This is a genomic window from Nocardioides sp. (assembly GCF_050699375.1).
In the GTDB taxonomy this organism is placed as follows: domain Bacteria; phylum Actinomycetota; class Actinomycetes; order Propionibacteriales; family Nocardioidaceae; genus Nocardioides.
Genome location: NZ_JBOHDN010000027.1, coordinates 1 through 18,572, shown reverse-complemented (window position 1 = coordinate 18,572; position 18,572 = coordinate 1). Strand labels below are relative to the sequence as shown.

Annotated in this window: 16 protein-coding genes and 1 pseudogene; 8 read left to right on the top strand and 9 right to left on the bottom strand. The window is 69.1% G+C overall.

What is annotated here, in order from left to right; all coding sequences use genetic code 11:
• The 3 genes and pseudogenes from ACRDPS_RS01320 to ACRDPS_RS01310 all read right to left on the bottom strand — a co-directional run.
• Positions 1-1,412 (bottom strand): fatty acid desaturase (locus ACRDPS_RS01320; protein ID WP_431499810.1); only part of this gene is annotated, 1,412 nt, incomplete at its 3' end.
• 78 nt (positions 1,413-1,490) lie between these two features.
• Entirely contained in the window at positions 1,491-2,756 is a 1,266-nt protein-coding gene (locus tag ACRDPS_RS01315) for a helix-turn-helix domain-containing protein (protein ID WP_431499809.1), read from the bottom strand.
• Between the two features lie 28 nt (positions 2,757-2,784).
• Positions 2,785-2,883: pseudogene (locus ACRDPS_RS01310) on the bottom strand (TerC family protein); the annotation flags it as partial.
• Between the two features lie 206 nt (positions 2,884-3,089).
• Here ACRDPS_RS01310 and ACRDPS_RS01305 point away from each other — a divergent pair.
• Positions 3,090-3,569, top strand: coding sequence for a hypothetical protein (locus tag ACRDPS_RS01305; RefSeq protein WP_431499808.1), 480 nt, complete (start codon positions 3,090-3,092; stop codon positions 3,567-3,569).
• Positions 3,570-3,625: 56 nt separating this feature from the next.
• Here the strand turns inward: ACRDPS_RS01305 and ACRDPS_RS01300 are convergent, their stop codons facing one another.
• On the bottom strand, positions 3,626-4,855 hold the full coding sequence (locus ACRDPS_RS01300) for a TerC family protein (RefSeq protein ID WP_431499807.1): 1,230 nt from the start codon (positions 4,853-4,855) through the stop codon (positions 3,626-3,628).
• A 46-nt stretch (positions 4,856-4,901) separates the two neighbouring features.
• Entirely contained in the window at positions 4,902-5,522 is a 621-nt protein-coding gene (locus tag ACRDPS_RS01295) for a TetR/AcrR family transcriptional regulator (RefSeq protein ID WP_431499806.1), read from the bottom strand.
• A 61-nt stretch (positions 5,523-5,583) separates the two neighbouring features.
• On the opposite strand from ACRDPS_RS01295, the gene ACRDPS_RS01290 reads away from it, so the two are divergent.
• Both ACRDPS_RS01290 and ACRDPS_RS01285 read left to right on the top strand, forming a co-directional pair.
• Complete coding sequence (locus ACRDPS_RS01290) at positions 5,584-8,283, top strand: MMPL family transporter (RefSeq protein ID WP_431499805.1); 2,700 nt, start codon at positions 5,584-5,586, stop codon at positions 8,281-8,283.
• Positions 8,280-10,400, top strand: a complete 2,121-nt coding sequence (locus ACRDPS_RS01285; RefSeq protein ID WP_431499804.1) for a hypothetical protein — start codon at positions 8,280-8,282, stop codon at positions 10,398-10,400. Before ACRDPS_RS01290 ends, ACRDPS_RS01285 begins: the two co-directional genes overlap by 4 nt.
• A 98-nt stretch (positions 10,401-10,498) precedes the next feature.
• On the opposite strand, the gene ACRDPS_RS01280 is transcribed toward ACRDPS_RS01285, so the two are convergent.
• Positions 10,499-11,191 (bottom strand): nitroreductase, encoded by a 693-nt coding sequence (locus ACRDPS_RS01280; RefSeq protein ID WP_431499803.1) that lies wholly within the window; start codon positions 11,189-11,191, stop codon positions 10,499-10,501.
• A 180-nt stretch (positions 11,192-11,371) separates the two neighbouring features.
• On the opposite strand from ACRDPS_RS01280, the gene ACRDPS_RS01275 reads away from it, so the two are divergent.
• Positions 11,372-12,139 (top strand): SDR family oxidoreductase, encoded by a 768-nt coding sequence (locus tag ACRDPS_RS01275; protein WP_431499802.1) that lies wholly within the window; start codon positions 11,372-11,374, stop codon positions 12,137-12,139.
• Positions 12,140-12,148: 9 nt separating this feature from the next.
• Positions 12,149-13,366: an acetyl-CoA C-acetyltransferase gene (locus ACRDPS_RS01270; RefSeq protein WP_431499801.1), complete on the top strand. Its 1,218-nt coding sequence runs from the start codon at positions 12,149-12,151 to the stop codon at positions 13,364-13,366.
• Between the two features lie 18 nt (positions 13,367-13,384).
• On the opposite strand, the gene ACRDPS_RS01265 is transcribed toward ACRDPS_RS01270, so the two are convergent.
• Together ACRDPS_RS01265 and ACRDPS_RS01260 are read right to left on the bottom strand one after the other, a co-directional pair.
• The gene (locus tag ACRDPS_RS01265; protein ID WP_431499800.1) at positions 13,385-13,636 is read right to left on the bottom strand and encodes a type II toxin-antitoxin system RelE family toxin; all 252 of its coding nucleotides are present in this window, start codon (positions 13,634-13,636) and stop codon (positions 13,385-13,387) included.
• Positions 13,633-13,893, bottom strand: coding sequence for a ribbon-helix-helix protein, CopG family (locus tag ACRDPS_RS01260; protein WP_431499799.1), 261 nt, complete (start codon positions 13,891-13,893; stop codon positions 13,633-13,635). The genes ACRDPS_RS01265 and ACRDPS_RS01260 overlap by 4 nt, the downstream gene beginning before the upstream one ends.
• A gap of 127 nt (positions 13,894-14,020) precedes the next feature.
• Here ACRDPS_RS01260 and ACRDPS_RS01255 point away from each other — a divergent pair, with 127 nt between their 5' ends.
• Positions 14,021-15,619, top strand: a complete 1,599-nt coding sequence (locus ACRDPS_RS01255) for a cation:proton antiporter (protein ID WP_431499798.1) — start codon at positions 14,021-14,023, stop codon at positions 15,617-15,619.
• On the opposite strand, the gene ACRDPS_RS01250 is transcribed toward ACRDPS_RS01255, so the two are convergent.
• Entirely contained in the window at positions 15,609-17,162 is a 1,554-nt protein-coding gene (locus ACRDPS_RS01250) for an AMP-binding protein (protein WP_431499797.1), read from the bottom strand. The two genes, ACRDPS_RS01255 and ACRDPS_RS01250, sit on opposite strands and share 11 nt — an antisense overlap.
• Positions 17,163-17,233: 71 nt before the next feature.
• On the opposite strand from ACRDPS_RS01250, the gene ACRDPS_RS01245 reads away from it, so the two are divergent.
• Both ACRDPS_RS01245 and ACRDPS_RS01240 read left to right on the top strand, forming a co-directional pair.
• Positions 17,234-17,851, top strand: a complete 618-nt coding sequence (locus ACRDPS_RS01245) for a TetR/AcrR family transcriptional regulator (protein WP_431499796.1) — start codon at positions 17,234-17,236, stop codon at positions 17,849-17,851.
• Positions 17,852-17,935: 84 nt separating this feature from the next.
• On the top strand, positions 17,936-18,523 hold the full coding sequence (locus ACRDPS_RS01240) for a hypothetical protein (RefSeq protein WP_431499795.1): 588 nt from the start codon (positions 17,936-17,938) through the stop codon (positions 18,521-18,523).
• Positions 18,524-18,572: the final 49 nt, after the last annotated feature.

Here is an 18,572-nt window from a genome sequence, read left to right as displayed (position 1 = left end):
CGGTTGCCGTAGATCAGGGTGAGGCGGCTCTCGGTCTCGACCGCGAGCGTCGTCCGCAGGATCGAGAGGATCGGGGTGATGCCGCTGCCGGCGGCGATCGCCACGTAGGTCTTCGAAGCGAGCGGGTCGAGCGGGGCACCGAACGAACCGGTCGGCGTCATCAGCTCGAGGGTGTCGCCGGCCTGTAGCTGCTCCATCGCGAAGGTCGAGAACGCGCCACCGGGGATGCGCTTGACGGCGATCGACAGGGTGTCGGAGGTGGCGGAGGAGCAGATGGAGTAGTTGCGGCGTACGCCTTCGCCGCCGAGATCGGTCCGGACGGTGATGTGCTGGCCGGGCTCGAAGGAGAACTGGTCGCGCAGGTCGTCGGGTACGTCGAAGCGGATCAGCACGCTGTCATCGGTCAACCGATCGACGCCGGCGACCGGAACGGCATGGAGCTCGGCGGCACGGGCGGAAGATCGCCTCGGGATCCGCACCGGCAGGATCCGGGCGAGCTTGCCGTTCAACCGCTTCCAGTCGCGGTACTCATCGGGGTCGAGCTGCTGGCCGAAGACGGTGCCGATCGCTGCATCCCGCTCGAGGTAGGCCTCCTCGTTGCGCCGCCACGCGGCGACGTAGCGGTAGAACGGGATCGAGGGGTGCAGGTGGTGGACGAGGTGGTAGTTCTGCGAGAGAAGCAGGGGCGTGAGGACCCACTCCGAGCCGACGCGGTTGCGGGTGGCCCGGTAGCGGTTCTCCTGCTGGGTGTCGTCGAGATCATGGTGTGGCAACCAGTCGAACCACCACGCCAGGACGAACATCGCGACCCGCTCCGGGATCAGGTAGAGCACCGCAAGCGTCCACAGATGCCCGGCCAGCGCGGCCCCGAGGATCACAGCGGCACTCAGCACCAACAGGACCACGGTCTCTGCCACCTCCGCCCGGGGGCGGCGCTTCACGTTCCGCACCAGGAAGCTCAGGTAGGGCACGTCCATGAGTGGGAACCGGAACGGCACCTGCCACCACGGAGCGCCACTGACGAAGTGGTCGGGGTCGTTGTCGTCGTCGTTGGTGTTGCGGTGGTGCTCGATGTGGATGAACGCGAACGACTTGAACGAGATCAGCGGCGAGACGAAGAACATCGCGACCCGGCCGAAGGCCACGTTGATCCAGCGGTGGGTGCTCACCGAGTAGTGCGCGGCGTCGTGCAGCACGGTGAACAGCACGAAGATCGCCGTCGCGCTGAGCAGGACCGTCACGGGGACCGGAAGCCGGTCGGCCAGTGCCGCCCACGTGGAGAACGCGAAGAGGGCGACGCCGCCGGAGAAGATGCCGACGATGGGCCACGAGAGCGGCGGCACCTTCTCGCCGGGATCAGGAAGCGCGTGGCGCGAAGCTGCTGACGCAGGTTGCTCTGTGGTTGCCGACATGCACCTGAACGTACGAACCGGGGACCGTCCGGTGCCAGTGTTGCCGAGCCCACATCGATGTGCGCGCAGCACATACGGTCAGGCTCGGCCGGACTCCGGGGCGAGCACCACCGGACCGAGCACCTGGGCCAGCCGCAGCGCCGCATGCAGCTCAGCAACCCGGTCGGTGGCGGCGCGGCCGCGACGTTCCTCTGCCCGACGCACGCGTTGCAGCACAGTGTTGCGGTGCACGCCGAGCTCCTCAGCCGCAGCAGCCAGCCCTCCCTGTGCGTCGAGCACCGCCAGCAGCGTACGACGCTCCTCGTCCTCCCTACGGCCTCTGACCGCCAGGGCACCGAGCTCAGTCGCGACGAACGCTCGGGCGAGATCCAGGTCGACGCTCATCGTGTCCACGAGCGCGAGCTCGGCGTAGGACGTCACCAGGGCTCCCCTACCGGAGAGCTCGATGATCCGACGGCCGCGCTGCGCCTGGGCATGGGAGTCGCGGAAGCCGCCGGGGCCGTGCGCGGGGATCCCGATGGAGATCCTGACCGTCTTGGGGACCAGGACGGCCAACCCCGCGAGGTCCGGTGTCACATCGGGAGCGCGGGTCGTTGAGACCCAGCCCCAGAGGGCCTGAGCGCCGTCCGGGACGAGCAGGGGACGAGGGGAACCGAGGCGAGAACCGACCGCTGCGCCGACGCGCGCGAGATCGGCGTCCTCGCGATCGGTCCAGCAGACGAAGGCGGTCTGCCAGCCGGTGAGCCGGTGGGACAGCGTCCGTTCGGCGCGCCTGAGGTCGATCGGGTCGCCGGCGATCAACGCGCGGACGGCATCGGTCTGGGCCGCGCGGACTCGGTTCTGCAGGCGGTCCTGCTCGGCGACGTACTCGGCGGCGACCTCGCTGGAGATGCGGTCGACGTACTCGAACGCGTAGCGCTGGAGGTTGTCCACCACCGCGAGAGCGATGGCCGAATCGGGCACCATCGTGGGGATCCCGATCAGGATCCGCTCGGTGAAATAGGCGTGACCGATCCGGTAGAAGCGCAGCATCACGTCGACGCTGTAGCCGCGCGCAGCCATGGCGCGCGCGTGCTCTAGGGCGGTGACCGGCGCTGTCGCGGCGCTCACCTCGATTCCGTGGCGGATCATCGACAGTGCGGCCTCGAGATTCGACGAGCATGATCCGAGCGTCAGTCCGCGGATCTCATCATCGGCAGCGGCCTCCGGGATGCGTTCGAGGATGTAGCCGAGCATGTCATCTGCGTACGACGACACGTTGTCCAGCAGCTCCGTGGTGGTGCGCCGAAGCTGGGCCGCCACGGGTTCGGGGACAGCCGCCGTCTCACCGCCACTCGCATCCATGCCGGGAGCCTATCCGGGCTCACAGGACCAGGCCGAGCAGCGAGAACGCGGTCGCGGTGAAGACGAGGTAGACGTTCTGGGTGAGGCCGAAGATGGCGGGGATCGAGTCGAGGGCGAAGAGGATGTCGTCCGAGTCGTCGGGCTATGGCGACGAGCATACGGCCGTGGATCCCGGGAGCCCGGGCGTGCTGCGCGCTTCTGCGGACCTGGTCTGCGCGCGGAGGCGTAGGTCGGTTCCGCTTGCTCGCTGATGCGTTGGTGGGCGGCGCGCGGGAGGCTGAGGATCAGCCGTCATAGGCAGACGGTGTGCGACGAATCCACGAGGAGGATGCCATGAGCACCGTATTTGCGCGCCGGTTCCCTGCGACTGACATGTCGGTGGGGCTGGTGCTGATCCTGGTCGCGATCGGGGCGCCGCGTACGGTGCTTGCCGATCTGGGCATCGTGCCGCCGAACAGCGGGGCGGTCTACTTCGTCCTGGCACTGGCGCCGTTCATCGTGTGGCTCGCCGTGGCGGTTGTCCGCCGGAGCAGGCGGCCCTTCGCGGACTTCGTGATGGTGGGCGTGGTCTACGGGCTGACGCTCGTCGGGATCCACCAGGTGACGTGGGGCGTCGGGCGCTCCTGGGGATACCGGCCGCCGGCGGCTGCGTTCGAGTTCGCCGCACGATTCGACCCGGGGTGGTACGACATCGCGGCGCGCGGCTACACCTGCGGCATCGCCATGATGATCGGCGTCGGCACCGGCCTGGTCGTGGCCGTGGTCGCGGTGCTCGCCGGCTGGGTGAGAGGTCGTACGAACCGGTCCGCCTGACCACTGGCGGAGTCCGCCACGAGGCCATCATCACAGGTGACGCGATGAATCGTGGCTCACTCCTCCCGCAGGATCTTGGGCGGTCCCGCAGGGGAGGCCTCGCCGCGCTCGACGGCAGCGGAGTGGCTGGTGAGGGCGCGCTCGAGGAGCTCCATGAGGGGGGTCTCGGAGCGTGCGATCTGCAGGTATTTCGGGCCGAGGGAGACGATGACGTCGCGCTCGGCGAGGAGGGCGTTGTGGATGCGCTCGCGCTCGGCCGGGTCATCGGTGTACTCCGAGTCGAGGTAGGCGGCGGCGTGCCGTCGGGCGTTCGCGATGGCGTTCTGGGCGCGGCCGCGCTTGCTGAAGAGGGAGGCGAGGATGGTGACGACGAGTACGCCGAGGATGACGGCCAGGGAGAGGCCGGTGCTGATCTCGGCGACGTGCACGGGCTCGCCGTCGTTGACGAACGGGATGTTGTTCTCGTGGAGCGCGTGCAGGATCAGCTTCACGCCGATGAAGGCGAGGATCGCGGCCAGCCCGTAGGACAGGAAGATGAGCCGGTCGAGAAGGCCGTCGAGCAGGAAGTAGAGCTGGCGCAGGCCCAGCAGCGAGAACGCGGTCGCGGTGAAGACGAGGTAGACGTTCTGGGTGAGGCCGAAGATGGCTGGGATCGAGTCGAGCGCGAAGAGGATGTCGGTGCCGCCGATGGCCACCATGACCAGCAGCATCGGCGTGAGGATGCGCTTGCCGTCCTCGATGGTGAAGAGCTTGTCGCCGTCGTAGTGGTCGCTGACGTGGAACAGCTTCCGGGCCAGCCGGACGACGAAGTTCTCCCCGTCGTCCGAGTCGTCGTCGGGCTTGAGCATGTTGCCGGCCGTCATCAGCAGGATCAGGCCGAACAGGTAGAACACCCACGCGAAGGTGTTGATCAGCGCGGCGCCCACGAAGATGAACCCGGTGCGAGCCAGCAGCGAGAAGGTGATCCCGAAGAGCAGCACCTTCTGCTGGTCCTCGCGGGGCACCCGGAAGCTGGTCATGATGATCAGGAAGACGAACAGGTTGTCGACCGAGAGCGCCTTCTCGGTGATGTAGCCGGCGAAGTACTCACCGCCCATCGTGCCGCCGCCGAAGACCAGCACGCCGACGCCGAACAGAAGCGCGATCGCGACGTAGATCGACGACCAGACCGCAGCCTCCTTCAGCGTAGGCGTGTGCGCCTTGCGTACGTGGAAGACGTAGTCGAACGCGAGCAGACCGACGATCGCCACCACGGTGAGCAGCCACACCCAGGTTGGTGCGCCCATATCCACAACCCCCAAAGAGTCGGTTCGGTTTGGAACCGGTCTCAGCCTAAGCGGTGGCCCGTGGCACGGACACCCCATCGAGGATCTGGGGGATCGCGTCGTCGAGGAGCCTGTCAGCACGAGGATCGTCGGGTCGGATCGTACGCAGCGTGAGGCTGTGCAGGAACACGCCCATCATCGTCTGAGCGAGCAGGTCGGTCGGCATCGTGGACGTGCAGTCGAGACGGTCCAGAGCGAGCCCGACCACCTCGACGAGCTGGTCGCTGAGAGCGGCGAAGGTGGCCGCGCTGATCTCGCGGGCGTCGGGGTCGCGAAGGCTCTGGAGCACGACCTCGCTCTGCAGGACGAACCAACGGTCCTGCATGGGACGGACGGCGTCGAAGGCCGCCCCGACCAACGATCCGCTCGTCTCCGCGTCGATCTGCTCGCCGACGGCGGTGCGTACGGCCTCGATCAGTGCTTCGGACTCCTCTTTGAACGCTTCGAGGAGCACCTCCTCGACGCTGCCGAAGTTGGAGTAGAACGCTCCGCGGGTATAGCCGGCGGCGCTGACCAGATCGTCGACGGTGACCCTGCGCGCCCCACGCTCGACGAAGACGTCGACGGCCGCTGTGAGGAGCCGCGCGCGGGTGTTCGTACGTCGTCTGGGGGCCTTCACGTCCGTCATGTAGTCATCCTCACATACCGCGATGATACATTTTCGTATTCGATGCGTTAATGTATCGAACGTGTCCTCCTACCTCTACCGACTCGGCCGAACGGTCGCCCGCCATGCCAAGAGCGTGCTGGCTCTGTGGCTCCTGATCGCCGTCCTTCTGGGCGCGCTCACGATGTCGCTGGGCGGCAACCTGCAGAACGACTTCACGATCCCCGGCACCGAGTCCCAGCAGGGGCTGGACGCGCTCACCCAGCGCTTCCCCGAGGTCTCCGGGACCTCGGCGCAGCTGGTCTTCGTCGCTCCCTCGGACGAGAAGGTCGAGAGCTACGGGCAGGAGATCGAGGACGTGCTCGCCGCGGTCGAGAAGATCGACCACGTCGCGACCGTCACCGACCCGCTGGCCGAGGACACCAGGACGGTGAGCGACAACGGCCGCGATGCCCTGGCGACGGTGCAGTTCGACGTCGATCTCGACGAGCTGCCCGAGAGCGCGACCGAGGAGCTGGAGCGGGTGGCGGTCCCGCCGGGCGGCTCGGACCTCGAGGTCCACGTCGGCGGCGACGCGTACGCCGTCACAGCGGTGCACGTCAGCGCGACCGAGGGGATCGGGCTGCTCGTCGCCCTGCTCGTCCTCGCGATCACCTTCGGGTCGCTGCTGGCCGCCGGGCTGCCGATCCTCACCGCTCTGCTGGGCGTCGCGATCGCGATGGCGGGCATCTTCTCGGCCGCGGCCTACACCACGATCTCGGCCACGACCCCGACGCTCGCGCTGATGATCGGCCTCGCGGTCGGCATCGACTATGCCCTGTTCATCATCGCCCGGCACCGCAGCCAGCTCGCCGCCGGACTCGGCGTGGAGGAGTCGATCGCCCGGGCGGTCGCCACCGCCGGCAGCGCGGTCATCTTCGCGGGCGTCACGGTCATCATCGCGCTGTGCGGCCTCGTGGTCGCCGGGATCCCGTTCCTGGCGGTCATGGGGTACGCCGCGGCCGCGGCCGTCCTGGTCGCGGTGCTCGTCGCACTCACCGCCGTGCCGGCGCTCCTCGCGGTCGCGGGTGAGCGGCTCCGGCCCAGGCCTGGCTCGAGGGTGAGTCGTCGCGAGACTGCCGCGGAGGGGCAGACTCGCGCGACCACTCTCGGGGCGCGCTGGGTGCGTCTGGTGACCAAGGTGCCGGCCGTCACGGTGGTCATCTCGCTGCTGGTGATCGCCGTCCTCGCGATCCCGGCCAAGGACCTCACGCTCGGCCTCAACGACAACGGCAGCGCCGACCCGGGGAGCAGCGAGCGGGAGACGTACGACCTGATCAGCCGTGACTTCGGCCCGGGCTACAACGCCCCGCTCTTCGTGACCGCCGAGATCATCGACACCAGCGACCCCATCGGCGTGATGGACGAGCTCGGCAAGGCGCTCGGGTCCTACGAGGGCGTACAGAAGGTGGCTCTGGCCACGCCGAACTCGACCGCCGATCTCGGGCTCGTGGTCATCTATCCGACCACGGAGAAGAGCGACCCGGCCACGGCCGACCTGGTCAATGCCATCCGCGGCGACCATGCCGCGCTGGAGGAGCGGTTCGGGATCGACGACGTCATGGTCACCGGCCAGACGGCCGTCGCGATCGACGTCAGCGAGCGTCTCTCCGGTGCGGTGCTGCCGTTCGGGGCCGTCGTCGTCGGGCTGTCCCTGATCCTGCTGACGATCGTGTTCCGCTCGATCGCCGTTCCGCTGAAGGCGACGCTGGGCTACGTGCTGTCGGTCGCGGCCTCGTTCGGGGTGGTCGCCGCGGTCTTCGAGTGGGGCTGGGGCGCCGACCTGTTCAACGTCGCCAAGGTCGGTCCGGTGATCGCGTTCTTCCCGATCATCTTGATGGGCGTGCTGTTCGGGCTCGCGATGGACTACGAGGTGTTCCTCGTCTCCCGGATGCGGGAGGACTTCGTCCACACCGGCGACGCGCGGGGTTCCGTGGACACCGGGTTCGCCGCCAGCGCCCGCGTCGTCACCGCGGCCGCGATCATCATGATCGCCGTCTTCGCGGCCTTCGTCCCCAACGGCGACCCGATCGTGAAGCCGATGGCGCTGGGGCTCACGGTCGGTGTGCTCGTGGACGCGTTCCTGGTGCGGATGACGCTGGTGCCGGCGGTGCTCGCCCTGCTCGGCCGCGGTGCTTGGTGGCTGCCGCGCTGGCTGGACCGGCGGATGCCGGTCCTCGACATCGAGGGTGAGGCGCTCGTCCACCACCTCGAGCACGCCGACTACGTCGCCTCTCATGGCGAGGTCGCGATCCGGGCCCGGCGGCTGCAGGTCTCGGAGGCGCTCGCTTCGCTCGACCTCACCCTGAAGCCCGCGGGGCTCGGCATCGTCCACGGCGTCGATCCCGTCGCCCGCACGGCCGCGCTCACCGCGCTCACCGGGCGGCTCGGGTTCGACGGGCAGCTGGTCGTGCTCGACCGGCTGCTGCCCGAGGAGGCCGGAGGCGTACGCCGCCGGGCGGCTCTCGTCGACAGCGTCGAGGCCGCACTCGAGATGAGCGGGCGTGCGCCGGAGCTGGTCGCGATCGACAGCCCCACCGACCTCGACAGCGGTCAGGTCGCGGCGCTGGCCGCGCTGACCTCTCGGGGCACCACGGTGCTCCTCGGTGTGCCGCACCCGCCGCGCGTCCGCCAGGTCGCCGACGCCCTCGTCCATGCCGTGCCACCTACCGACCCGCAATCCCAGACCGAGGTCACTGAGTCAGTCGATGCTCCGGTCGCCGACCTGGAGACAGCCCGATGAAACGTACGACCTTCCGTTCAACCGTCCGGGTCACGCCCGGCCGCAGCCTGGTGGCTGCCGCGATCCTGCTGCCCGTCATCGTGGCGGCGCTCGCCCTCGTCTCGCTCGGCGACCGCACCGAGAATCTCGACAAGGTCCCCGCCGCGGTGGTCAACCTCGACGAGCCCGTCACCACGGGCAAGGGGAAGAACAAGCAGACCGTGTACGCAGGGCGTGCGCTCGCCGCGGATCTCGTCTCGTCCTCGGGGTCCACCTCGGGCTCCTCCGACAGCCCCACGCTCGGCTGGGAGCTCACCGATGCGGAGGACGCGCGCTCGGGTTATGCGGACGGGACGTACGCGGCGGTCATCACCATCCCCGAGGACCTGTCCAAGACGTTGTCCGGGGTGCAGGGGAGCGATCCGTCGGCCGGACGGGTGAACGTGGAGGCGTCCGACGCCTCCAGCGAGGTGACCGCCGAGATCGCCCAGCAGGTGGCGCGGCAGTCCGCGACCACGTTGGGACGTACGGTCACCACCACCTACCTCGACGGGGTCAGGGACGAGACCGGCAGGCTCAAGACCAGCCTGACCTCGGCCGCGGACGGAGCCGGCGAGCTCGCTGACGGCAGCGCCGCCGCCGACGACGGTGCCGGCCAGGTCGCCGACGGTGCCCGGTCGCTCAGCGACGGCGCGTCCGGCGCTGCCGATGGCGCCTCCCAGGTCGCCGGCGGGCTCGGTGAGCTCGCCTCCGGCACCGACCGGTTGCAGACCGGGGCGGGCCGGCTGGCCGGCGGTGCGGGCAAGGCGTCGAAGGGGGCCTCCGAGCTGGCCACGGGGGCCGGCGAGCTCAGCGGCGGGCTCGACCAGCTCGAGAGCTCGACCGCGGGCCTTCCGGGTCAGACCGAGTCGCTCGCGACGGGTGCCGGCCAGGTGTCCGAGGGCGTGGCTGCGTACACGCAGCTCGCCAAGGGCTGGGCTCAGGCCTGCGCCACCGACCCGGTGCTCGCGGCAGCTCGCCCGCAGCTGTGCGGTGGGACCGCACAGGCCGTCGGCGAGGGCGGTGCCCAGGCAGACCAGCTCGCCTCCGGCGCAGCGCAGGTCGCCGATGGAGCCGGCACGTTGTCGCAGGCCGCGCCCGAGATGACCGGTGCGATCTCGTCCGCGGCGACCGGCGCCGACAAGGTCGCGGCGGGTGCCGACCAGCTGGCCGGTGCCAACGCGGGCATCGCCAAGGGGGCGCGCAGTCTCGAGGCCGGTCTCGTCAGGACGAATGACGGCGCGACCACGCTCTCCGCCGGCGCTGACCAGCTCGCCGACGGCACCAGCCGGCTCGAGAACGGTTCGGCCGAGCTTGCCACCGGTGCCGACGACCTCTCTTCAGGCACGTCTTCGTTGAGCAAGGGCGCCGACGAGCTCGCCACCGGGCTCGACGACGGTGCCGAGCAGATCACGGTGCCGGGCAAGAAGCAGGCCGACGTCGTCGCCGACCCGGTGCGCGTCGACGTCGCCTCCGGGTCATCCACGTCCGGAGCCACTCGGCTGGCCCCCGCGGTGATCGCGCTGGCGCTGTGGATCGGCGCGCTCGCGATCTACCTGCTCCGTCCCGCCTTTCCCGTGCGGAGGCTGCGCGAGGCGATCACGGCTCGGCGCCTCACCCTCCTTGGTCTGTGGCCCGCCGTGGTGGCCGGACTGGTGCAGGCGGCGCTTCTCGTCCTCGCGGCCGGTGCGCTGGGCGCGGACCTCGATCGGCCGCTCGCGGCGGCGGGGATCGCCGGGCTCGCCGGCATCGTGTTCGTCGCCGCCCACCAGGCCATCGTCGCCCTCGCGGGCCAGCGCCGCGGCTGGCTCTTCTCGCTCGCCTTCCTCGCCCTGCAGCTGGTCTCCCTCGGCGGACTGCTGCCGACCGCCACGGCCTCCGAGCCGTTCGGCGCGCTCGCCGGCATCCTCCCCGTCCCGCTCGCAGCCGAGGCGCTGAGCGGTGTCTCGATCGCGCAGAGCAGCGCGGCGGTCGGAGCCCCGGTGGCGGGCCTGGTGCTCTGGCTCGTTCTCGCGCTGGCGATCAGCTTGTTCGCGGCGGGTCGGGCGCAGCGTACGTCGGTGGCGGAGATTCGGGGCGGGGCGGCGGCTTCTGCCTGATCGGGGCGGCCATGTAACACGTCGTTCGTAGGACTATCCGGTCGTTGTCATAGGGCGAGAAGTCCTACGAACGACGTGTTACAGCTCGCGCGGCGCCCTCAGAGGCGGGTGTCGTGGAGCACGATGTGCTCCTCGAGCGGAGCCCGGCCGACGTCGAGCCGGTTCACCGCGGCCTCGGGGTCGGCCGTGCCGAAGGAGATGCCGTAGAGCAGCTTGAGGTCCGCAGGCAGCCCGAGATGGGCGCGGACGGTGTCGGCGAACAAGCCGTGCATTCCCTGCGGGACGCCGTGGTAGCCACGCGCGGTGAGGGAGAGCAGAAAGTTCTGGGCGTACATGCCGACGTCGTTGGCGGCGCGTACGCCGTCACCGAGCTCCGGCACGAAGAGCAGCGCGACGTGCGGAGCGCCGTAGAACGTCAGGTTCTCCTGGATGGCCTTGGCGCGGCCGTCCTTGTCGTCGCGGCCGATGCCCAGGGCGCCGTAGAGGACGGCGCCGGTCTGCTGGGACCGCTGGACGTGCACGCTGTCGTCATCGCCGTAGGACGTGGTGAAGTCGGGGGACATCTGGCCCGCCTCGAACGCCTTGACCATCGCCTCGCTGAGCCGGTCGCGAGCCCCTTCGGAGAAGACGTGGACCTCCCATGGCTGGGTGTTGCTGTGCGACGGGGCGCGCCGGGCATCCTCGAGTACGCCGCGGATGTCCTCGGCGGGCACCGGTTCCGGCAGGAATGCCCGCGCGGAGCGGCGGGAGCGGATCACGTCGGTGAAGGACTGGACGGGGGTCGTCGTCAAGGGAGTTCCTCTCGGGTTCGCTGCGGTCGGTGGCCGACGGCCACGACAGAACGAAGACGGAGAGAGTCTCCGGTATTCCCTTCTTGGCGGCGTCGTGGCCGAGCGCACACGTCGACCGGCTGCGTCGAGGACTCGATGTCAACCTAGCATTTGCTTGGTATGGGCCCTAGACTGCCGGACATGACAGTCGAGATCGACTTCAGCGGCAAGGTGGTCGCGGTGACCGGTGGTGCCCGTGGCGTGGGGGCCGGGATCGTCGAGCGGTTCCTGGCCGCCGGAGCGGATGTGGAGATCTGCGGACGTTCAGCGCCCGACGAGCTGCCGGTGGTGGACGGGCGCAAGCCGGTGTTCTCGCAGGTCGACGCGCGGGATCCGGAGCAGGTCGGGGCGTGGATCGCCGCGATCACCTCACGTCTCGGACGGCTCGACGTGGTCGTCAACAACGCCGGCGGGGCGCCGTACGCCGACTTCGCGACCGCGTCGCCGCGCTTCCACGAGAAGATCTCCGCGGTCAACTTCCTGGCCACCGCGTATGTCTGCCAAGCGGCGTACGAGGCCTTGAAGGCCTCTCGCGGGTCGATCATCAACATCAGCTCGATCTCGGCACGGCGACCCAGCCCCGGGACCGCGATCTACGGTGCCGCGAAGGCGGCCGTCGAGAGCCTGACCGGCTCGATCGCGGTGGAATGGGCGCCCGACGTACGCGTCAACGCGGTCTCCTGCGGGATCGTGGCCACGCCCGGGTCCGAGGACCACTACGGCAGCCCGGAGCAGCGAGCCGCGGTGGCCGCGACCATCCCTCGGGGCGTCTTCGCGACGTCATCGGAGGTCGGGGACGCCTGCCTCATGCTCGCGTCCCCGCTCGCTTCGCACATCACCGGCGCGGTCCTCGCCGTCGACGGCGGCGGCGAGTGGCCCGCCTTCCTCCAGCACACCCCCAACTCCTGAGGAGCCCCCATGCCCGAAGCCGTCATCGTCTCCGCAGCCCGCTCACCCATCGGCCGCGCCTTCAAGGGATCGCTCAAGGACCTGCGCCCCGACGAGCTGGCCGAGCAGATCGTACGCAGCGCCCTCGCATCCGTTCCTGAGCTGGACCCGACGCAGCTCGACGACCTGATGATGGGTTGCGCCCAGCCCGCGGGGGAGCAGGGCTACAACATCGGACGGGTCGTCGGCGTACGTCTGGGCCTGGACGCCGTGCCCGGCACCACGGTCCACCGCTACTGCGCATCGTCGCTGCAGACCACCCGGATGGCCTTCCACGCGATCCGCGCGGGAGAGGGGGACGCGTTCGTCTCCGCCGGTGTGGAGTGCGTGTCCCGCTACGAGCGCGGCAAGGCCGACGGGATGCCGGACACCAAGGCCGAGGAGTTCCTCAAGGCGGGCGAGCGCGGTGCCGCACGGGTGGCCGCGGGCGAGGCCTGGACCGACCCTCGTGAGGCCGGCGACCTGCCCGACTATCACCTCGCGATGGGCGAGACCGCCGAGAACGTCGCGTCGATGTGTGAGGTCTCGCGGGAGGCGCAGGACGAGTGGGGCGTACGTTCCCAGAACCGCGCCGAAGCCGCGGCCGCCCGCGGCTTCTGGGAGCGGGACATCACGCCGGTGACGCTGCCGTCCGGCGAGGTCGTCTCAACCGACGACGGGCCGCGGGCGGGGGTCACCCTCGAGAAGGTCGCCGGCCTCAAGCCCGTCTTCCGCGAGAACGGCACCGTCACCGCCGGCAACTGCTGTCCGCTGAACGACGGTGCGGCAGCGCTGGTGATCATGAGCGACGTACGCGCCGCGGAGCTCGGGATTACGCCGCTGGCCCGGATCGTGTCGACCGGCGTCTCCGGGCTCTCGCCCGAGATCATGGGTCTCGGACCGGTCGAGGCGTCGCGCCAGGCGCTGGCCCGGGCCGGCCTGTCCCCGTCCGACATCGACCTGGTCGAGATGAACGAGGCCTTCGCCGCCCAGGTGCTCCCGAGCATCTCCCAGATCGGCCTCGACCCCGAGCGGGTCAACGTGAACGGTGGCGTGATCGCCCTCGGTCACCCCTTCGGCTCCACCGGCGCGCGCCTGGCGACCACCCTCCTGCACGGACTGCAGGAGACCGGCGGTCGCTACGGCCTGGAGACCATGTGCGCCGCCGGCGGCCAGGGCATGGCCCTCGTCATCGAGCGTCTGAGCTGACTTCGCCGACTCGGCGAATCAGGGGGCTCGGCGGCCGAGGTGGATGACGGCGACGGTGACGCGACGTTCCTCGACCACGTAGATGATGCGGTAGTGGCCGACGCGGAGGCGGTAGCGGTCCTTGCCCCAGGCGTAGGCGCCGACGTCGCGTGGGGTCTCGGCCAGGGTGTCGACGGTGTCGAAGACCTGGATCAGGCCGATGGGGTCGTCGTCGACGTACGTCTCGGCCGACTGCAGTGCTTCGTCGGCCCAGACGACCTCATAGCTCACCCCTGAGCGGGGCGGTCGAGGCCGAGGGCGCGGCGGGCCTCGCCGTGCGGGGTGTATCTGACCTCGCCGAGCTCGCTGCGCAGGGAGTAGCGGGCGACGGCCAGCTCGTCCTCGAGATCCTCGATGCGCCGGTCCTGATCGTTGAGGTAGGCGCGGATGGCCTCACGGGCGATCTCCTGCTTGGACCGGTTCTCCGTGCGCGCACGGTCGGTCAGCAGCCGGTCGTCGGCCTCACTGAGTCGCAGAGTCATCGCCATGGCACCCAGCCTAACCCTGAGTTGGTATCAGGCGGTATCATGCCCCAGCCGGAACTGTTCGAAATGTTTCGGCCACCTGCGGAGTTAACCTTGTGCCGCAACGTTTCAGCCTGGGGGAAGGACCTATATGTCGCTGACCGCTCTCTATCTGCTTGTCGCACTGGGAGCGGGGTTGGTCGCGATGTTCCTCAGGTTGCCGCCGCTGGTCGGCTTCCTGGCAGCCGGGTTCGGGCTGCACGCCGCCGGCGTCGGTGAGCTCGAGGGTCTGCACACCCTTGCCGACCTCGGGGTGACGCTGCTGTTGTTCGGCATCGGGCTCAAGCTCGACGTGAGATCGCTGCTGCGGCCGGACGTGTGGCTGAGCACCTTCGCCCACCTGGGCCTCAGCATCCTCATCGGCGTAGGGCTGCTGGCCGGCATCGCGCCGCTCGGGTTCGCGCTGCTCACCGACGCAGACCTGGGCGAGATGGCGCTGATCGCCTTCGTGCTCTCCTTCTCCTCGACCGTCTTCGCGATCAAGGTCCTCGACGAGCGCCACGACAACAACACCCTCTACGGCCGGATCGCGATCGGTGTGCTGGTCATGCAGGACATCGTCGCGGTGGTGTTCCTGACGATCTCAAAGGGCCACTGGCCCTCGCCATGGGTGTTCGCGCTGGTCCTGCTGCTCCCGGGTGCCTGGCTCGCCCACCGGGTCTGGGACCGGATCACCTCCGCCGAGCTGACCGCGCTCTTCGGCCTGGCGATCGCTCTCGTGCCGGGCTACTGGCTCTTCGACGCGGTGGGCCTCAAGGGCGACCTCGGGGCGCTGGTGGTCGGGGTGCTCCTGGGCTCGCACGCCAAGGCACCTGGGCTGGCGAAGCTGCTGTTCAGCACCAAGGAGCTCCTGCTGATCGCGTTCTTCCTCAGCATCGGGCTGACCGGCGTGCCCTCCCTCGAGGACCTCGCGCTCGCGTCGATCCTGCAGATTCTGCTGCCGCTCCAGGCCGCTGCGTACGTCGTGATCTTCGCGTTCATGGGGTTGCGTTACCGGACTGCGACGCTCGCCTCGTTCTCGCTGACCAACTACTCCGAGTTCGGGCTGATCGTGATCGTCATCGCGGCGGCGACCGGAATGGCGTCGGCTGAGTGGCAGACCGTTCTCGCGGTGGCGACGTCGCTCTCGTTCCTGGTGGCGGCGCTCTTCAACGCCTACGCCCCGAAGCTGATCAACCTGCTCAACCGGGTGCTGCCGACACAGAATCCCAAGCGGCTCCAGGAGGCGGACCGGCCGATCAACCTCGGCGACGCCAAGGCGCTGGTGGTGGGGATGGGTCGCGTGGGACGTACGACCTACGAGGAGCTGCGCGACGCTCAGGGCTACAAGGTGCTGGCGATCGAGCACGACTCGCTGCGGGCCGAATCGCTCAAGGCGGAGGGCTTCGACGTGGTTGAGGCCGATGCCACCGACCAGGACTTCTGGGAGCGGGTCAAGAAGGGCGCCGGCATGGAGCTGGTCGTCCTCACCATGCCGTTCCACGGTGACAACCTGCTCGCGATGGATCTGCTCCGCAAGCTCGGCTTCACCGGCACGGTCGCCGCGATCGCACTGCGGCCCGAGGAGCGTGACGAGCTCAAGAAGCGCGGCGCGCATGCCGTCCTGAACCTGTACGCGTCCGCCGGGTCGGATCTCGCCGAGAAGGCGATCCGGGTCAACCAGGAGCGACAGGTCGCGACTACCGCCTGAGCTCGGTCTTCAAGATCTTGCCGCTGGCGTTTCGTGGCAGGGCGTCCACGACGACGTACGTCCTGGGCACCTTGTAGTTGGCGAGGCGTCCTTTCGCCCAGGAATCTATTTCGTTCGGAACTAGATCATTTCGTACGACGACGAATGCGCGGCCGACCGAACCCAGCCTGGCGTCATCGACGCCGATGACCGCGGACTCGACGATGTCCGGGTGGTCGGCGAGAGCGTTCTCGACCTCGGCGGGATAGACGTTGAAGCCGCCGACGGTGAACATGTCCTTGATCCGGTCGGTGATCTTCAGGCACCCGTGCTCGTCGAGGCGGCCTACGTCGCCGGTGTGGAGCCAGCCGTCTTCGTCGATCGCCTCGGCGGTGGCCTCGGGGTTCTCGAAGTAGCCGAGCATGACGTTGTCGCCTCGGATCCAGACCTCGCCGTCCTCGCCGGGCTCGGCGTCCTGGCCCGTCTCGGTGACCGTCCGGATCTCCAGGCCCTCGACGGCGGGACCGACCACCTGGGCCACGTGCTTGGGGTCTTCGCCGGGGCGGGTCGCGGTGGCGACCATGCACTCGGTGAGCCCGTACGCGCCCTTGACCTCGTCGATCCCGAGAACGTCGAGCATGTCGGAGAAGAGGCTCTCCGGGACGCTGGCGGCGCCGGCGATCGCGAAGCGCAGCGAGGAGAGGTCGTACGTCCCCAGGTCGGGGTGGTTGATCAGCGTGGTGAAGATCGTCGGGGCGCCCGGGAGGACGGTGATCCGCTCCTCCTGGATCAGCCGCAGGGCCTGGGTCGGGTCATAGGTGGCGATCGGGTAGATCGACGCGCCCGCGGTCAGGGCCGCGATGAATCCGGCCTTGTAGCCGAAGCCGTGGAAGAACGGGTTGACGATGGCATAGCGGTCCTCCGGAGTGAGCCCGGCGCCGCGGGCCCAGACGTCGGCGACGCCGATCGTCTGACGCTGGGCGCTCATCACGCCCTTCGGCCGGCCGGTCGTGCCGGAGGTGAAGAGCAGGTCGGCGAGGGTGTCCGGGGTGACCGACTCCTTGGCGCCCTCGAGCCTTTCGTCGGTGACTTCCTCGCCCCTGGCGATGAAATCGTCCCAGCCGACGGCTGTTGAGGTCGAGGTGTCTTGACCGGCGAGGTCGACGATCGTGACCAGGTGCTCCGGGAGCGGTCCGGCGTCGCGGAGCATCTGGACATAGTCGGTGCCGAGGAAGCCGTTGACGGTGATCAGCGCGGTGGCGCGGGACCGCTCCAGGATCTCGCGCGCCTCATGCCCCCGGTAGCGCGTGTTCAGCGGCACCACGGCCGCTCCGATCGTCTGCGCGCCGAGGACGGCGACAGGGAACTCCCAGCGGTTGGGCGCCCAGATGGCGACGCGGTCGCCGCTGCGTACGCCGCCGGCCAGGAACGCGCGCGCCGCCTTCTCCGCCGCGTCCGCGAGTTCGGTATAGGTGAGGGTCGTGGTGCCATCGACGATGGCCGGGCGATCGGCGTACGTTTGCTTGGCCTTCTCGAGCAGAGCGGGGATCGTGCGCGGGGTCATCGGGTTCGGCGCCTCCTGTGATCAGGCCCTTCAGCGTAGTTGAGCAACTGCTTGTTTGGTAGGGTTCGTCCATGACTGACACGGGGGTTGCGCCGAGAAGGCGGGGAACGGCGTCGGGGTCGTCGCGACGGGCCGAGCTGCTCACGCTGGCCGCGGAGATGTTCGCGACCAAGGGGTTCGCCCAGACGACCGTACGCGACATCGCCGATGGCGCCGGGATTCTCTCCGGCTCGCTCTACCACCACTTCCGCTCCAAGGAAGCGATGCTGACCGAGCTGCTGTCGGAGTTCCTCGACGGGCTCAACGCGCGGTTCACCGAGATCGTCGAGTCCGGAGTCGACCCGAAGGCCGATCTTGACGGGATGATCGCGGAGTCGTTCCGGACGATCCATCGGGAGCGCCTCTCGGTCGCGCTCTACCAGAACGAGGCTTCGTTCCTGGCGACGGTCGAGGGCTTCGAGTTCGTCGCCGAGCGCTCTCGCGACAACGAGGCGCTGTGGATCCGGGTCATCGAGGCCGGCCAGGCCTCGGGCGTCTTCCAGGCCTCGCTCGACCCGGCCCTGACCTACCGGTTCATCCGTGATGGCGTCTGGTCCACCGTCGCCTGGTATCGCCCCGGCGGCCGCCACACCCCCGAGACCCTCTCGGAGCAGTATCTGACGCTGCTCCACGCGGGCATCCTCGCCTGACCTGTGTTTCGGGACAATTTCCTGCGGCTCGGGTGACGGGTCTGACAGTGTTACCTCGACTCGAATCTGGTTGAGGAGGACGCCGTGGGCCGTTGGGGTGCCTTCCTCTACTACCCGTCGGAACGTTCACCGCAGGAGCTCTACCCAGATCTCACGGCCGATCCGATGGCTGGATGCGTTCCAGGGTGGACCGCCTGGGACTTTGGTCGCCAGCTTCCAGATCACTTCGCGCAGACCATCGCAGCAGCGTTCGGTGTGCCGCTGGTGGCGGCTGAGATCTGGGACAGTGACGCGGCGATGTTGACGTTCTGCGGCCACGGCAGCGAGCTTGCTTGGAGCATGCCGATCCATCAGGACATGTACATCGACTACATCGCTGGTCCAGGTCACGCGCCGTTTTACGCCGACGGCACACCGATGTCCGAGCAAGACGAGGCCGAGCTCAAAGCGCAGCATGACCGGAAGATCGAATCGGCGCGAGAGCGGGTCGCGAAGACTTTCCCGGTCGGTGAGGCCGCTGGTAGGCGGGCGGTGGAATGGGCCGTCGCAACGGGTCTGACGCCGCAGAGCGTCGAGCGGGTCGCGGCGGCACTCGGCGGTGACAACGTGTTCGTCGAGGAGACGATCTGGGAGATCGCGGCGACGCTAGGCATAAGCGTCTTGCGTGAATAACTGGGTTGATCCGGCCTCGCCGAGTCGGCTCGTCATGACGCGCCGACTC